Raw genomic sequence first — 14,787 nt, 5'->3', positions numbered from 1 at the left:
ATTGCCTAGCGTGTCAGAATAAACCTAGGGAGGTGATAGAAAAACATAGATAAATTTTGAGAATTTCACCACAAGCAAGGATGCGACATCGATTAATTAGCGCCTTCAGGCACTTAGAGTGAAAAGCTACTACCCACTTAACTGGAGGAGGTTTCAGGCGCGAAGTTAATTGGCTTGTTATACCCGCTCACTAAACGCCAGCCTGATGCCGAGTGCTGCAAAGCTAGTTGCAAAGAGCTTCTGAATTGCAATGCTTGCTTTCTCTGATTTAATAATGAATGCGCTAAAACTACCTGATAGAAAACCATACACAATAAAAACGCCAAACGTCATTATCATGAACACAACGCCAAGTGTAAGCATGCTATCCAATGCACCTTCTGTTGTAGCTGGAATAAACTGAGGAAGAAACGCTAGAAAGAAAATAGATAATTTTGGGTTTAGTATATTTAGCAAAAAGCCTTTTACTATGATGCCTGAGTATTTGCTGTCTGACTGCTGGTTAGAAACTGATAAAGGAGATGAGGAACGCCACATTTGATATGCCAAATAAAGCAAGTAGACAGCTCCAATGTATTTAACGATTTGAAACGCTATTACACTAGTTTGAAAAATTGCAGCCAAACCAAAAGCGCTTGCTAAGAGTGCTGGAATGATGCCTAAAGTGCATCCTAGGGCAGCAAATAAACTTGCTTTTCTACCAATAAACAATCCGGTAGCCACAGTATACAACACTCCGGTCCCGGGAATTAAAACTACAACTAACGAAGTAAGTAAAAACTCTAAAGATATCATCCGGTGTATCCTTCTCCTGCAAGGGTATAACGTTCAGCTTACATATTTTGCGGGCAATCGTGCTGCTGCTTGTATGGTCGTTCTTGTCCGATTCTGATGTTGAAAATCCTTTTCGCTAACGGGTAAATTGAGACCCACCTTCAGCGGCCACCGAAGGCCTTGTTTATCACAGTTCGCTGCCCGGCCGGTTCGTAAAAGACCGATAACAAGTATGAACGTGATAAGTACTCACTAGGCATAACTCGAATAGTCATGTGGGCCTCGAGCCCGAATAGCAAGGCGGAGATAGCTTATCTTATGGAACCTCAAGAGATCAATGTCGGTATCGATACCAGCAGTAAACAACTCGATATTTATGTGAGACCTAATAGCCAATTCTTTAGTGTTACCAATGATAAAAATGGTATTAAGGATGCCATTAAACAACTACAACCTCTTAAACCTGAAAGAGTATTGATCGAGTCCACAGGAAGGCTAGAATTAGAATTTGTCTGTGCTGCTCATAAAGCGGGACTGCCGATAGTTGCTTGCAATCCTTCACAAGTAAGAAACTTTGCAAAGTCAGCGGGGCGGCTCGCAAAAACAGATAAGCTGGATGCAATTGATATCGCACATTTTGGTGAAGCAATGAAGCCAAGATTGTCATCGATCAAACCAGAAAAACTAAGAAATATCAGTGAGTTGCTGACGGTCAGGAACCAGTGCTTAGAAATGAGCACAATGCAAAAGAATCGCCTCAAGAGAATGCCTAAGTCTGTTCACAAGCCCATTCAGGCTATCCATTCTAAATACGATGGTAAAAAACAACACTTACTGGGATGAGAAAATGGCTTAAATACTTGACAAAGGACCATAGTCACTTGTTAAGCCCTTACTCCCATAGCTCCAGGTACTTGCTATGGAGCTCTTTCCGCTCTTGATCTGACATATTTGAAATTGCCAAACCCTTAGCGCACCTATTTTCGATCACATACTCCTGCCAGCTTGGAGGGAAATCTGAAAGCCTTACTTCTGGCTCAGGCCGCTTAAAGTGAACTAGTTTGAGAGTAAAGTAACTAAACTCTTCTGCTCCACGCATAACTTGGAAAGATTGCCAGAAATGCATATGCCCAAAGAGAACAGAAAGCATCAAAACGAGCGAAAAAAATGGAATAAATCGCTGGGCTTTTGCAACTATGCCAAGTCCCAACTCCAAAAGTGACCAGATAGCAAGCAACAGGAATACTACCGTATACATCCAAAAAGGATTCAATGAATCCGGATGGTAATCCCACACGTCCTCAAAACTCCAGCATTCGAATGGAGTTGCCGTCATAAAAATATGGAATCGGAAGAAAATCAGAACTGCCGTAATCGACAGCACCAGCACCGTTAATCTCCAATAATTTGATTCCACGTATCTCATTTTTACTTTGGCTTAACGCCCGTAGCAGGCGCGCGCATTTTGCGTCGCCTACCTGCGTTTGTTAGTAGCCTTAGCCTTTATTTGATACGAGGTAAGCTCTAGCTCTTTCAAAACGGCCACCCTCTCCGCATATAGACACAAAAAAGTAGCCTTCATATTTTTCTAATAGGACTGATATTTCAAAGCCCTCTTCTTTTAGAATATAGCGCGCTTCATTCTTCCCAGAATTTACAAATTGATCTTCAAATCTGGAGAAATTACCCTTTACATAAGGCACTTTTGTCAATTCAGATAGACCAATTAAAACTGACTCTGTGTCTGCAACACACTCTGTATAGTTCATGTTCAATCTATTAGCTACTAACGACTACAACAGGGGAGGCTGGAGCGTAGCGTAGGCCGTCCCGCGAAGGGCCAAAGGCCCGTAGCAACCTACTTGTACTTGTTATACTTTTCTTGCGTCAAGTTAATCACCGACCGTACCAATTGAAAAAATGAAAAATAATATTGCTAGAGAGCCGACAAGAAACCATTGCCCATGCACAGCAAACACAATCATACCAAGCAACAAGAAAATAATTATTAGAGTTGACCCTAGATCGTTAAGAATTTTCTTGCGCTTCAGTTTTTTAACCTTTGATTTTAATGTCTTTCCTGACAATGACTCTACGTTATTTTTCAAATATTAATCTCTCTAAATGTATAACACCCGCAGCAGGGGCAACCAATATTGAGCACCCATTGTGCTAAAAAGGAGCGCAGCGACAAGCACAATAGGTGCACAGCGTTGGGCGTCCCGCGCAGGCTCGAAGGGCCGGAGCTATACTGCCTGCGTTTGTTAAAGGGACTTGCCACACCACTGTGTTACTGCCACTTTAGGATCAACCTCAGGCTCATTAACCTTTTCACCAGAGCTAGCCGCGCACTCGTTACTACCACACGTATATCCAACAGCACGATCTACTTCTCCGTACTCTTGAATTAAGCCAACAGCTGCATTGTTACGAAGATAGAAGCGATTCTTATACGTTCCAGTTGGTACTGCGAGCGGAACTGGTACTACGCCAACAAATGCTCCAGCACCAGCCCACGACGTTCCGTCTTTATATATAAGTACTTTGCAATACTCAAATTGATCTACAGAATCAGGTTTTCCCCAACGTTCGATAATTTCAAGTTCTGAGTAAGGCGAATCTCTCTTTTCGAATGAGAATTGATTTCTCTCATTCCCTAGACTGAATTCTGTTCTAGCCCATTCTTTTTTCCCGTAAGTTCCAACAGCAAAACCAACACAACCCGACATTATGCTTAGGGAGACTATTACGAGAACTGCTCTAATCATTGACGTACCTTTAACGCTCAAAGCAGCGGTGCGTTTACGCATCCGCTGCCTTTGCTTGTTATGTTTTTACAACCGCTTGCGCTGCAGAACTGAAGCTGGTTGTCGTTTAATACAAGACCTTTTCCGTACCCTTGGTTTGGTTGCCTGAAGTCGGAAGCCAGAACATTGCCAACTGTAACAGGCAGCTCTCCATTTATTGCCTCGATAGCTTCAGGCCCGACTTTGCTTGAGTGAATGACCACTTGGATAGTACCGTCCCACATTTCTTGCGTGTAGTAAGTGGCAAATCCACCGCAGTACCTTTCTACTTGCTGGCGCATAGCATGATCGTCATTTTTCCAAGGATTAAACGCATACCCAAATATGAGCACAACTCCTATTGCTAGAACCAAAACCAAAGCGCTAACGATTTTAAGAAATTTGGCAATGATCTTCGATTACTCCTGAAACATAACGCCTTTAGCATGTGCGGCTGCGCAGCAGACGTCGCATGCCTAAATTTGTTATGTGCATTTGCCAACTGCCTTAATTGAATAGTGTACTGTACCTGCATGGCTTGTCTTTTTATATAGGCAAAGTTCTGAGCCTATTTTTACTTGACCAGGAGAGCTTACCGCCACATGAACTAAGCTGCCGTTAGCTAATTTGACCGAGAGCTTAGGCTCATTTCCAGTTTGGCTGCCATCATAGACCTGAGCTTGCGCGACACCCGAAACAAGCTCAGTGCTTTTAGGCAGGCCGACATATAGGAAGAGTACTCCAATGCCTAGCGTAACCAAGATTGCGAAAAAAATGCCTTTGCGCTCGGAACACCAGAGTTCAACTGTCGCAAATATGGCTCGTTTATCTCTCATATTCTGGGTACATAACGTCGCAAACACGCGCTTGTCGCGTGTTTTGCCTTGTTAACCCCACTCAAGAAAACTCTCCCCTTGCTCATTTATTTCAACGAAAATATCTGAGTAAGGCGAAATTTCAGGAAACTCGACACCAGGGTCACAGCGAACAGTAACCCCAAGAACCTCCACTAGCCTTCTAGCAAATTCAACGTCAGAACTCCATTTTTCTGCACCCTTGATACTAACTGATATATAACCATCTTGAATGCCAGTATTAATTAGAACCGCAATCTTATTACACGTGAATAAAGTATGTCCCTCATCGATTTCGCAATCGTAGGACAATGCACCAATCTCTTCATTAAGGAATGAAACCACTTGCGTTGTTTCATTTCCCTTCACATAAACTTCTATATCTTCCATTTTGCTCATATGGGTTAACGCCGCATTCACCGGCTTGTGATCTTGCCCCGATAAAACGGACACACTACTTTTCATACTGCTATTCGCTCATATTCCATTGGTGATCGGTAGCCTAGAGCTGAATGCAGCCGCCTACGGTTGTAAAAATCATTAATATATCGAGCCAAAGCATACTTTAGATGGCTCATTGTCTGGAATCTAGTTTCTCTAATCAGTTCAGCTTTTAAGCTATGGAAGAACGACTCCATATGGGCATTATCCGTACATTTACCCGCTCTACTCAAGCTATGCTGGATTCCATATTTTCTCAACTCTTTTTGATACTCGGACCCTCTGTACTCTACACCTCTGTCCGTGTGTAATATTAATCCCGGTTTGGATCCTCTTTTCCTTACAGCATTCATCAGGGTTCTTCGGGTTAATTCTGTTGTTCTTTTCGTATCTAAACTCCAACCGATTACTCGGCGAGAATACAAATCCATCACCACTGACAAGTACTGCCATTGACCCTTAACCTTAAGGTAGGTTATGTCAGCAACCCAAACTTGATTCTTGCTTTTAGGCACAGCTCCATCCGGTCTAAGATTCTCCCCAGAGGCTAGGAAACGCTTTATGCCTGGTGCCCTACGTGTCACTCTCGTAACTCTGGCTACGACTCCTAATTCCTGCATCAGCCGGGCTACGCGCTTACGGCTAACTTCATATCCCTTGGTCAGCAGGGCTTTCCAAATTCTTGGACTACCATAGCGCCCTGCAGAGTCATCCGAAATCTTTTGAATCTGAACCTTTAGATCATCATCTTGGTGTTTTCGGTGCGATCGCTGCCTCTTCAGCCAATCATAATAGCCACTGCGCGATACTCCCAGCCACTGACAAGTTCTTTTGATACCTAGTTCTGATCCGAACCTCTGGATGAATCGATATCTTGCTGATGTTCCTCCGCAAGAAACCGTTGCCACTTTTTTAACAAATCAAGCTCCTGCTTTAATTTACGATTCTCCGCCTCTAAACGCTTTACTCTAGAAAGTTCTTTCTCTGCTTTAGAGACTACACCAGTAAGCTTTCTTCGTTTATCTGCCACAATCTTCCCCTCCTGAAACTCTTTTCGCCATCGTGACAGCATGAAAGGGTGAATGTCGAGAGTTTCGGCCACTTCCTTAACTTGAACACCCTCTATCAAGCTAAGCATTACCGCTTTCACTTTGAATTCGTTTGAATACTGCCAAGTCTTTCTAGGTTTGTTGTATTTCGGCATAAGACACCTCGTCTGTTTGACTTTGGTGTCCGTTAAAACGGGGCAAGATCATTGTCCGGTGCAATGCTTTGTTAGGGCCGTGCCGCCATACCAACCAAAAAGCCAAGGCCCCAGCCATTCCAAGGGCACCGAAATAGGAAAAGCCCCAAACATACTGAAACCAACCATCTAAAGTGCGTACACCGTCAACAACTGTTTGAACTCCATTAACTGATGCGGATGTGGCATATGTAGGTAGTGTAAAGACTGCAACTGGAGCAGCGCCTAAAATAAAGCCAGTGCCAATTGTGGACCACCATTTTATAAAATTGAACTTCTTAAGAAGAAAAAACGCAGGTCCTCCAAGTGAAAAGACAAATGCGCCAGACACAAGAACCGTCATGTACAGCCACATACTAGTTCTTACCCAGATATACGGATCATCAGCTTCGAATATCATAAATTGACCGTATAAATAGTAACTAGTCACTATAAACGCTGGTGCAAAGATCGCTGCTATAAAAGATAAGAATGTGTTCATATAGCCCTAACGCCCACAGCAGGGGCGGCCGAAGCGTAGCGTAGGCCGTCCCGCACAGGCCCGAAGGGGCGGAGCAATCTGCCTGTGTTTGTTAAGCATTTTTCCCCTCCGACAGCTTAAATACAACGCTTGTCACCAAAGCCATTAACGATGTTAACAGAGTAAAAGACAAGAGCACTATTGGTACCACGATAACATGCATTTGTGCGGCTGATGTGCCTGAGTTTTCAGCGCGACCGTTCAAGGCGTAGTAAGCATATGCAACCAGGCTTAAGACCACAGAAAGGACGGCCGAAAATTTGAATGGTAGATCGGGCAAGCCTGATAATTTAGAAACACCTTGCAGGATCAGAGTAGCCAATATTGGCGTAGCTACAGCGCCAAGGTTTGCTACGCAAAAGCCCAAAAAACTGAAATAACCTTCTTCGTACCAGTTGTAAGCCGACAGCAAAAAAGTAAATGCTATGAGAATCCAAAGATATTTAATCATGCTTATGCTTAACGCCCCGCACAGGGGCAGACAAATGAGCGCAGCGTTTTGGCTGTCCCAGCGACCAACGGGAGCGATTGCTGCGGCTTGTTATACATATTTTGCCCACTCCAGCTGTTTACCAATTCTCTGCTTGTGCTCAGGGTTTTGCTCTATAAATGCCGAGATTCCGGATTTACTTTTTGGCAGTAGAGGATCACTGTGATAACCACTACCCACAAAACGAAAGCCAGCCTCCCAAAGGCGCTTTGCTGCTTCCCAAGCAGAAGCGTCTGCTTTTGATGGCGCTGCAAAATTGCGTCCCATGAATGCCATGCGATGACCGCAATTTGGGCAGACATGAATCATTTCTGAATCCGGCTGGTGAGCCGATCCAGACGACGTATCTTCTATTGCCCTACGCTTAAATGCGACTTGGCAATCAAAGCATGCAAACTTATGTAGGAACTCAGTCATAATGCATAACGCCGGCCACACAGGCGAGCGAAACGCAGTGTAGTGAGTCCAGCCAAATTCGTTTTTTGTATTTGGCGATTGTGCTGGCCTTTGTTAGTTTCGTTTTCCAAATACAAAGTGTTTTCCCTCAAGTGTACCTAATGTTGGGAGCATATTATCCATGCCTCCTTTTATGGTTTTTCCGCTTAGGTCCCATTCAACCTGGGGAAGCCAATAGTCAAGCTCCTCTCTGTTGTCGTGGCACTTAATGGGCATGCTTTCATCAACCTTGCTTCCTGAAAAGGTTGGCCCAAAATTAAAGCATGGCCAAGCAGGCCTCCACCAGTACATATCGGGAAGCCCTGTTGCTTTGCCTTTGCGGGGAATATCAAAAGCAGTAATGGAGCCACTATGGCTTTTGTAGATCATTACGCTCCATTTATAGCCTCTGATTGAATCACCGTAGTTTGGGTGATCAAAAATTATAAATTCTCCATTATTAATCTTTGATATATCTAGCCTAAACAGAGCTGCTTCAGCTTTAGAATTAGGCTGAAGCGATGAAAAAAAAGGCACCATAGAGAAAACAACCCCTATTAATAGAGTTGTTAAAACTAGAATCGATAACGATTTCTTTCGGTTCATATTTAAACTAACGTCTCAAACACTGACCGAGGCCGCCAGGCCGAAGGTCCGTGTGCTTTGACTTGTTAACTTTGTCTTCTGATAAACCTAAGTTCATCGTTATTTTCTGTATCGGTGAACAGTAATCTATCATCGATGTCTTCTAGTTCTTGAGAGTAATTCCAGCAGATAGCAATCGAATCCTCTGCCCACTCAGGTGTTTCATCTAAAAGCCACTGGCATTCTTTAGCTGCTTTCTTTGTATCAGCAATAAAAACGACTGTAGCTTGAACCCAAGTTCCACCCTCATTGCTTTCGACAATGTCGTATAGCTCTACTGATTCGCCAGATATATATTTCATCGTATTTCGAAGTTAACGCTTCAAACACCGACACGCTTTAGCGTGTCGGTGTGCTTTGACTTGTATGGTTGTTCTTGTCCGATTCTGATGTTGAAAATCCTTTTCGCTAACGGGTAAATTGAGACCCACCTTCGGCGGCCACCGAAGGCCTTGTTTGTCACAGTTCGCTGCTGCGCTGGTTCATAAAGACCGATAACAAGTATGAACGTGACAGACACTCACTAGGCATAACTCGAATAGTCATGTGGGCCTCGAGCCCGAATAGCAAGGCGGAGATAGCTTATCTTATGGAACCTCAAGAGATCAATGTCGGTATCGATACCAGCAGTAAACAACTCGATATTTATGTGAGACCTACTGGCCAATTCTTTAGTGTTACCAATGATAAAAATGGTATTAAGGATGCCATTAAACAACTACAACCTCTTAAACCTGAAAGAGTATTGATCGAGTCCACAGGAAGGCTAGAATTAGAATTTGTCTGTGCTGCTCATAAAGCGGGACTGCCGATAGTTGTTTGCAATCCTTCACAAGTAAGAAACTTTGCAAAGTCAGCGGGGCGGCTCGCAAAAACAGATAAGCTGGATGCAATTGATATCGCACATTTTGGTGAAGCAATGAAGCCAAGATTGTCATCGATCAAACCAAAAAAACTAAGAAATATCAGTGATTTGCTGACGGTCAGGAACCAGTGCTTAGAAATGAGCACAATGCAAAAGAATCGCCTCAAGAGAATGCCTAAGTCTGTTCACAAGCCCATTCAGGCTATCTTAAAGGCCATCAAAAAAGAGCTAGAAGGAGTCGATAAGCAACTTGATAAACTTGTTAACAGCGTTGCCCAGTGGCGACAAAAACGCGATCTCTTATTAAGCGCTAAAGGAGTCGGCAATGTACTGGCTTACACGCTAATGAGCGAACTTCCTGAGCTGGGCAAGCTGAACCGCAAAGAGATTGCGGCACTTGTGGGTATCGCCCCGATGAATCGTGATAGCGGCAGCTTCCAGGGTAAGCGCTATATTCGAGGTGGGCGACATCGTGTACGCACGGTTTTGTTTGTTTCTATGATGTCGGCAATACAATGCCACCCTAAATTAAAGCCAATGTATGAGCGCCTGGTCGCTGCTGGTAAACCAAAGAAAGTAGCCCTTATCGCATGTATGAGGAAGCAACTTACCATCCTAAATACAATGGTAAAAAACGGCACTTACTGGGATGAGAAAATGGCTTAAATACTTGACAAAGGACCATAGTCACTTGTTAGGCGATTCAAACGGCACATCAACTTTGTGTGTAAACCCACCCATTTGAAATATGAAACTCTCCAAATCGAATTCATCTTCCGATCCACCATCCTTACTTAGCTCCTCGTATAGAGCCTTATACTCAGAAGTACTCTTGAACACTTTAAATTGACGTGTTTTAAAATCCAGGTATTCATCAGAATTCATTTGAGCTGACTCGACTATTCGCCCACTTTTTATGCGAATTACAAGATAGTTTTCATAGCGAGACGCATATGAAAGATGAACATAGCCTGTTCTTTTACCAAGAGGAACGACAAGCAAGCCTGAAAACCAATCCATTTTCCTGGCAGATTGATTTGGAAATACCTTTTTAAGCACTGACTCCGTCAAATAGTTATGCTCTTTATCTTTATCTGGATCACGTTTTTCGATAGTGATATCACTAACAGTTAAAAATCCTTGCTTGATTTCAAATGTTGCGACGTATCCTCGCCAATTGCCCGTGGACATTACCCCACCTTTAGGCCTCAACTCTTTTTTCATTAGAAACAGCTCTTCAAGTGGATTTACATGCAAACGATGCCGCTCTTCTTTGTAAATCAGATAGTCCGGTGCCTGCGCCGTGGCGAATACGCTGATAGGAAGCAATACAGATGAGAGTAATATTATTATCCGAAGCACTTCGATTTCTCCTTCGCCTAACGCCGCCAGCAGGGGACGAAAAACCAGAGCGAAGCGGCGGTTTTTTGTTCCCTCTGGCTGGCTTTGTTATGCATCGTTCTTCGCACGCCTCTCAGCCGCTTCCCTTTGCCACTCATAGCGCTTTTCCTCAAGCTCCTCTTCAAATTTTTCTACGGCCTCTCTAGCATCGATAATTTTTTGAATAATTTGATTGAGAGAATCTACTGAGAATTGTAAAAATTCGTGCTCAAGGCCTTCCTTTCCCATCTTGAAGCGAACATGGGTATAGCCTTCTTCGTTGGTATGCTGCCAGTTAGCGTGTACTACTCGATTCCTAAGAGTGCCACACTCCCTCAAATTTGATATTAAATTCTTAAAGGAATGTAAATCCCAGCCGCACATTCGTAGCTCTTCACTCTTAAAGCGCTCGTACAAATCAACCTTTGTCCCATACATCATATTATGTAGAACCAACAAACCTTTATGGTCGGTTCGGTCGGAGATATCTCCACAAATCAGTTGATCGATGTCTGATTCTAGTGAGTTAAAAAATAGAACGACCTCGCCGATCAATGGCAGTAGATCTTCAATATATTCATAGGCGTCATCATTATCGCCTATACCTTCAATTATGTATTGCCCGACAGGGGATTTTCTATTCTTCAAAATTTGGCTCCATGCCTACTAGAGATGCATAACGCCCGCAGTAACTGCCGGCTAAAATGGCGCGGCTTTTGGCACAAAAGGCGTGACATTTTTGACGGTCAGATTGCCTGCGCTTGTTACACGTACTACATGGTTGGCCAGAATATCTCTTCATATTTTTCCCCGCCTTCATTTTCCCAGGTTAACTTAGCCTGATACTTTCTGGGACTATTCATATGAATTGCAGCCATGAGTTTAATTCTTGAGTTCGGCTTCATTTCTTGATGAGGGAACATATCCTGCAATTCACGAGTTGATAATGGGGTGTCACTACAATCGATTAGGTCAAAATCAACATTGTAGGCACTGCCTTGGCCAGTATTGGATATATAAAAATTGTATGATTTGCCCAACTTGGTGAGAGTTACATTAAACTTTGGCTTGGTCTTATTTGATTTTTCTTCGGCAATACTTTCAATTTGAAGCCTAGATAGCTCAGCGGTAACCTTCTCAAGTTCGATTTGTTCCTTAGCAAGTTTTCTTGTCCTTACTAAAGAGACGCATGAAATCACAGCAGCTAAAGTAGAAATTAGTAAGCTCAAAATCTCAAATTTACTCATTTAAAGCGACCTTTAAATGCCTTCTTTAGCATTTTTTCAATTTCCGCCTTTGCTTCAGGTATAACCACCTCTCTAGCTTGCTCGATGCCAACTTCCTTTAGATCAGATAGCATGATTTCAAAATGACAGCTATTGCACTTTACAAAGTCATCATCCTTTACATTCTCCGGCTGCTCAAATTCAGTATGACCACATTGAGGACACTGAATTGATATATGGTCAGTTTTAATCACGATATCTCCTTGTACGTGTAACGCCTTGGTCACATGCTAAATTGGAGCGTAGGCTTTTGCCATAGAATGGCGTAGCCATGGCAAAAGTTGTAGCGGAAATTTAGTCCTGTGCACCAACTTGTTAGCTTCAACATTTGCTACGATAGTCCCCAGAACTCCCATTCATGCATATTTTTTCTTTCAAAATACGCACCGCCTTCTCCATTCACTGATATACCAACAAATCTCAGTTCGGTGCCTTCGCTTGTTACGTCAATAGTAGACAATGCTTCTTTTTTAAGGTCTAGCAGCTCTTTTTCTTCAAGAAGCTTTAGCCAGCCAGGCAGCAATTCTAATGCCATTTTCCCTGCGTATTTGATATCTTCAGACACAAGGCTTTTCGTGGTTTCTAGATTTAATGTGAAGCTATATTGACCATCCACAACTGTAAGCTGGCCTTTTTCAATCTCTGCATAGTCAAGTCGACCGTCTTCATTTTCTACCCAGTCTTTGCACAGATTTATCTCAATTAGCTCGTCATCAAACTGTTTCAAGTAATAATCGTTCAAACTAATCACCATACTCAAAGGAAGCTAACGCCCGCAATAACCGGCCGGAGCGAAGCGGAGGTCCGGCGGAAGCCACAAAGTGGCTGGAGCGAAGTTAATTGCCTTGTTATGTGCATACACCGCAGGTCATCTACGGCCTTTTTTTTGAGTAAAAATACCAGCCCATTTTCTTAGTCCATGCTCCCCAACTATCAATAACAAAATGATTGCGACAACCAGCACCCACTTGGGCATTGATAAGGCCTCAACAATAATTCCTGCGATAAACGTCGGCAGTATTATGAACAGTACCCAGTAACATGGTGTGATGTACTTTTCATTCATTGGCTACGTATTCTAATTTCAATTTAAGCACGGAACGTATAGCACCTGACACATAACGTTGCCAGCAAGGGCAGCCGAAGCGAAGCGTAGGCTGTCCAGCCCAGCCTCCGGCTGGGCGATCTTGCCTGGCCTGGTTATAGCTGGCGCGCACTGAACGACCTACTTGCTCTCTGCCAGCCAACTTTGGCTAGCCACTGCCCGATAAATTTACAGGGGAAAATACCATACTTTCCCCAACGGTTAACTAACTGACTGGCACTCCACGATGCGGCAGCTAACTTGCAGAACTTGTTGGCTTAAAACGAAGGCACTTGAACGAAACTGCGGTACCAGTTTGCAGGAGAACTCTCTGCTGAAGTGTGTTCAGGTAGAGATTGTTACTTGCAGCAACTACAAACTATCTAAAAATTGACCGCCACAATAACGCCTAAAGCAGCGGCGCATTTATGCGTCCGCTGCCTTTACTTGTTAGGCAAATCCGAGGCTGAGAGGTAAGCCCTAAAATGCTGATAACCAGCCTCATTAATATCATCTATTTCTGCCATTTTTATAGGCAAAGGTGTGCCACCAAAATGTTTTGGGGTTAATTTGTAATCTATACAATGCTCAAAGAAATCAAGAAAAGAGTCATAGTCCATATGAATCTCATCATCTTCTTGGATAAATTTATTTGTAATGATTCCAACCCAGTTATCGCTTTCATCGAAAGCCAACATTACATTGGGGCGACTCTCAGTGAATCCTCTCGATATATATAAAGTGTCCCCCGGTTTAATATTTGAAAGATCACCTTTGAATGAGTCGTCTTTTTCCCAGAATCCCCTCAGCTCAATTCTTCCGGTATTTTCAATCTCACTTCTCAATAAGGATTCCGCCAGCTCGTATTGATAAGAATCATCCTCGTCGTCTTCTACCTTTAATGATGCTGGCAACTCCGCTTTTAATTCGCTGATTTCTTTGAGTATCTCTTCATCGCTTTTGTTTCTTACTCTCAGATTATCAAGATATTCACGCTCGAATTTATCCGCAGACTTCCTCAATCCTTTTAGTCGGTCAATTTCTTTTGTTAAATGTATTTCATCTCCAATTATGTCACCCCAATCAGCAACTGATGAGTTTACAGCATCCTGTGCACTTAAAAGACTCATCATGACAGCATTGTGATTACTCTCCTGCTTCCCGTCGCTAATGCTTTTTTCACTAGTCAATAAATGTTGTGCGCGACCAATGGATCTTTCAATCTCTTTGATGCGACGAAAGGCGCCGATGGCAAATTTCTTTTGAGACTCTAAAAATGATAGTTCACTAAAATAACTAGATATAATCCAAGAAAACCCAACCGAGAATATGAACTGTAGGATATTAAATAATGCAGACTCTGTTTTAGTTGTCGTATCAGCATTTAATATCTGGAGAATTGTTAGCGCAATGACACCAATTAACAGTCCAATCGCAATATAATTTTTAGAAGTGCTTTTATCCATACATGATGTTCTCGTGTTGCTTCTGCCTAACGTTGCCAGCAAGGGCAGCCGAAGCGAAGCGTAGGCTGTCCAGCCCAGCCTCCGGCTGGGCGATCTTGCCTGGCCTGGTTATAGCTGGCGCGCACTGAACGACCTACTTGCTCTCTGCCAGCCAACTTTGGCTAGCCACTGCCCGATAAATTTACAGGGGAAAATACCATACTTTCCCCAACGGTTAACTAACTGACTGGCACTCCACGATGCGGCAGCTAACTTGCAGAACTTGTTGGCTTAAAACGAAGGCACTTGAACGAAACTGCGGTACCAGTTTGCAGGAGAACTCTCTGCTGAAGTGTGTTCAGGTAGAGATTGTTACTTGCAGCAACTACAAACTATCTAAAAATTGACCGCCACAATAACGCCTGCAACAAGGGCGCGCTTGTAAAGCGCGTCCCAGGCCGTAGGCCGTTTGGTTGTACTTGTTAGAAGTCATTTTGTACTTCGAGCAAATCGGACTGCACCTACTACCAAAAATACTG

Annotated in this window: 21 protein-coding genes; 2 read left to right on the top strand and 19 right to left on the bottom strand. The window is 43.3% G+C overall.

Going from position 1 to position 14,787, the window contains the following annotated elements; translation table 11 throughout:
• Positions 1-177: 177 nt before the first annotated feature.
• A complete protein-coding gene (locus ACJJIO_RS18835; protein WP_444909444.1) occupies positions 178-795 on the bottom strand; it encodes a LysE family translocator in 618 nt (205 codons plus the stop codon).
• Positions 796-1,092: 297 nt separating this feature from the next.
• On the opposite strand from ACJJIO_RS18835, the gene ACJJIO_RS18830 reads away from it, so the two are divergent.
• Positions 1,093-1,617 (top strand): IS110 family transposase, encoded by a 525-nt coding sequence (locus ACJJIO_RS18830; RefSeq protein WP_444909443.1) that lies wholly within the window; start codon positions 1,093-1,095, stop codon positions 1,615-1,617.
• A gap of 49 nt (positions 1,618-1,666) precedes the next feature.
• Here ACJJIO_RS18830 and ACJJIO_RS18825 read toward each other — a convergent pair whose 3' ends face one another.
• The 12 genes from ACJJIO_RS18825 to ACJJIO_RS18770 form a co-directional block, all read right to left on the bottom strand.
• Entirely contained in the window at positions 1,667-2,164 is a 498-nt protein-coding gene (locus ACJJIO_RS18825; RefSeq protein ID WP_444909442.1) for a hypothetical protein, read from the bottom strand.
• A 106-nt stretch (positions 2,165-2,270) separates the two neighbouring features.
• Entirely contained in the window at positions 2,271-2,543 is a 273-nt protein-coding gene (locus ACJJIO_RS18820) for a hypothetical protein (protein WP_444909441.1), read from the bottom strand.
• 123 nt (positions 2,544-2,666) lie between these two features.
• Positions 2,667-2,882, bottom strand: coding sequence for a hypothetical protein (locus tag ACJJIO_RS18815; RefSeq protein ID WP_444909440.1), 216 nt, complete (start codon positions 2,880-2,882; stop codon positions 2,667-2,669).
• A 156-nt stretch (positions 2,883-3,038) separates the two neighbouring features.
• Positions 3,039-3,584: a hypothetical protein gene (locus tag ACJJIO_RS18810; protein ID WP_444909439.1), complete on the bottom strand. Its 546-nt coding sequence runs from the start codon at positions 3,582-3,584 to the stop codon at positions 3,039-3,041.
• Entirely contained in the window at positions 3,560-3,862 is a 303-nt protein-coding gene (locus ACJJIO_RS18805; protein WP_444884527.1) for a hypothetical protein, read from the bottom strand. The genes ACJJIO_RS18810 and ACJJIO_RS18805 overlap by 25 nt, the downstream gene beginning before the upstream one ends.
• Before the next feature lie 585 nt (positions 3,863-4,447).
• Complete coding sequence (locus tag ACJJIO_RS18800) at positions 4,448-4,879, bottom strand: hypothetical protein (protein WP_444909438.1); 432 nt, start codon at positions 4,877-4,879, stop codon at positions 4,448-4,450.
• A protein-coding gene (locus ACJJIO_RS18795; RefSeq protein WP_444889693.1) for an IS3 family transposase occupies positions 4,876-6,059 on the bottom strand; the annotation gives its coding sequence in 2 pieces (ribosomal slippage) (positions 4,876-5,777 and positions 5,777-6,059; 1,185 coding nt in all). Before ACJJIO_RS18795 ends, ACJJIO_RS18800 begins: the two co-directional genes overlap by 4 nt.
• A complete protein-coding gene (locus ACJJIO_RS18790) occupies positions 6,037-6,579 on the bottom strand; it encodes a hypothetical protein (RefSeq protein WP_444909437.1) in 543 nt (180 codons plus the stop codon). The genes ACJJIO_RS18795 and ACJJIO_RS18790 overlap by 23 nt, the downstream gene beginning before the upstream one ends.
• A 91-nt stretch (positions 6,580-6,670) precedes the next feature.
• Positions 6,671-7,069 carry a hypothetical protein gene (locus tag ACJJIO_RS18785; protein WP_444909436.1) on the bottom strand — a complete coding sequence of 133 codons (399 nt, stop codon included), beginning with the start codon at positions 7,067-7,069 and terminating at the stop codon, positions 6,671-6,673.
• A 90-nt stretch (positions 7,070-7,159) separates the two neighbouring features.
• Complete coding sequence (locus ACJJIO_RS18780) at positions 7,160-7,384, bottom strand: hypothetical protein (protein WP_444909435.1); 225 nt, start codon at positions 7,382-7,384, stop codon at positions 7,160-7,162.
• A 234-nt stretch (positions 7,385-7,618) separates the two neighbouring features.
• A complete protein-coding gene (locus tag ACJJIO_RS18775) occupies positions 7,619-8,149 on the bottom strand; it encodes a hypothetical protein (RefSeq protein ID WP_444909434.1) in 531 nt (176 codons plus the stop codon).
• A 65-nt stretch (positions 8,150-8,214) separates the two neighbouring features.
• Positions 8,215-8,490, bottom strand: a complete 276-nt coding sequence (locus ACJJIO_RS18770; RefSeq protein WP_444909433.1) for a hypothetical protein — start codon at positions 8,488-8,490, stop codon at positions 8,215-8,217.
• Between the two features lie 287 nt (positions 8,491-8,777).
• On the opposite strand from ACJJIO_RS18770, the gene ACJJIO_RS18765 reads away from it, so the two are divergent.
• Positions 8,778-9,719, top strand: a complete 942-nt coding sequence (locus ACJJIO_RS18765; RefSeq protein ID WP_444909432.1) for an IS110 family RNA-guided transposase — start codon at positions 8,778-8,780, stop codon at positions 9,717-9,719.
• 21 nt (positions 9,720-9,740) lie between these two features.
• On the opposite strand, the gene ACJJIO_RS18760 is transcribed toward ACJJIO_RS18765, so the two are convergent.
• The 6 genes from ACJJIO_RS18760 to ACJJIO_RS18735 all read right to left on the bottom strand — a co-directional run bounded on the left by ACJJIO_RS18760 (position 9,741) and on the right by ACJJIO_RS18735 (position 14,269).
• Entirely contained in the window at positions 9,741-10,415 is a 675-nt protein-coding gene (locus ACJJIO_RS18760) for a hypothetical protein (protein ID WP_444909431.1), read from the bottom strand.
• A gap of 87 nt (positions 10,416-10,502) precedes the next feature.
• Positions 10,503-11,081 carry a hypothetical protein gene (locus tag ACJJIO_RS18755; protein ID WP_444909430.1) on the bottom strand — a complete coding sequence of 193 codons (579 nt, stop codon included), beginning with the start codon at positions 11,079-11,081 and terminating at the stop codon, positions 10,503-10,505.
• A gap of 125 nt (positions 11,082-11,206) precedes the next feature.
• Complete coding sequence (locus tag ACJJIO_RS18750) at positions 11,207-11,680, bottom strand: DUF8453 domain-containing protein (protein WP_444909429.1); 474 nt, start codon at positions 11,678-11,680, stop codon at positions 11,207-11,209.
• Positions 11,677-11,913, bottom strand: coding sequence for a hypothetical protein (locus ACJJIO_RS18745; RefSeq protein ID WP_444909428.1), 237 nt, complete (start codon positions 11,911-11,913; stop codon positions 11,677-11,679). The genes ACJJIO_RS18750 and ACJJIO_RS18745 overlap by 4 nt, the downstream gene beginning before the upstream one ends.
• 137 nt (positions 11,914-12,050) lie before the next feature.
• On the bottom strand, positions 12,051-12,461 hold the full coding sequence (locus ACJJIO_RS18740; protein ID WP_444909427.1) for a hypothetical protein: 411 nt from the start codon (positions 12,459-12,461) through the stop codon (positions 12,051-12,053).
• Between the two features lie 785 nt (positions 12,462-13,246).
• A complete protein-coding gene (locus ACJJIO_RS18735; RefSeq protein ID WP_444909426.1) occupies positions 13,247-14,269 on the bottom strand; it encodes a hypothetical protein in 1,023 nt (340 codons plus the stop codon).
• Between the last annotated feature and the right edge of the window lie 518 nt (positions 14,270-14,787).

This window comes from Microbulbifer mixtoriginis (SeqCode) (assembly GCF_052467235.1).
The sequence above is the reverse complement of the archived record's forward strand: the minus strand, read 5'-3'. Positions and strand labels throughout refer to the sequence as shown.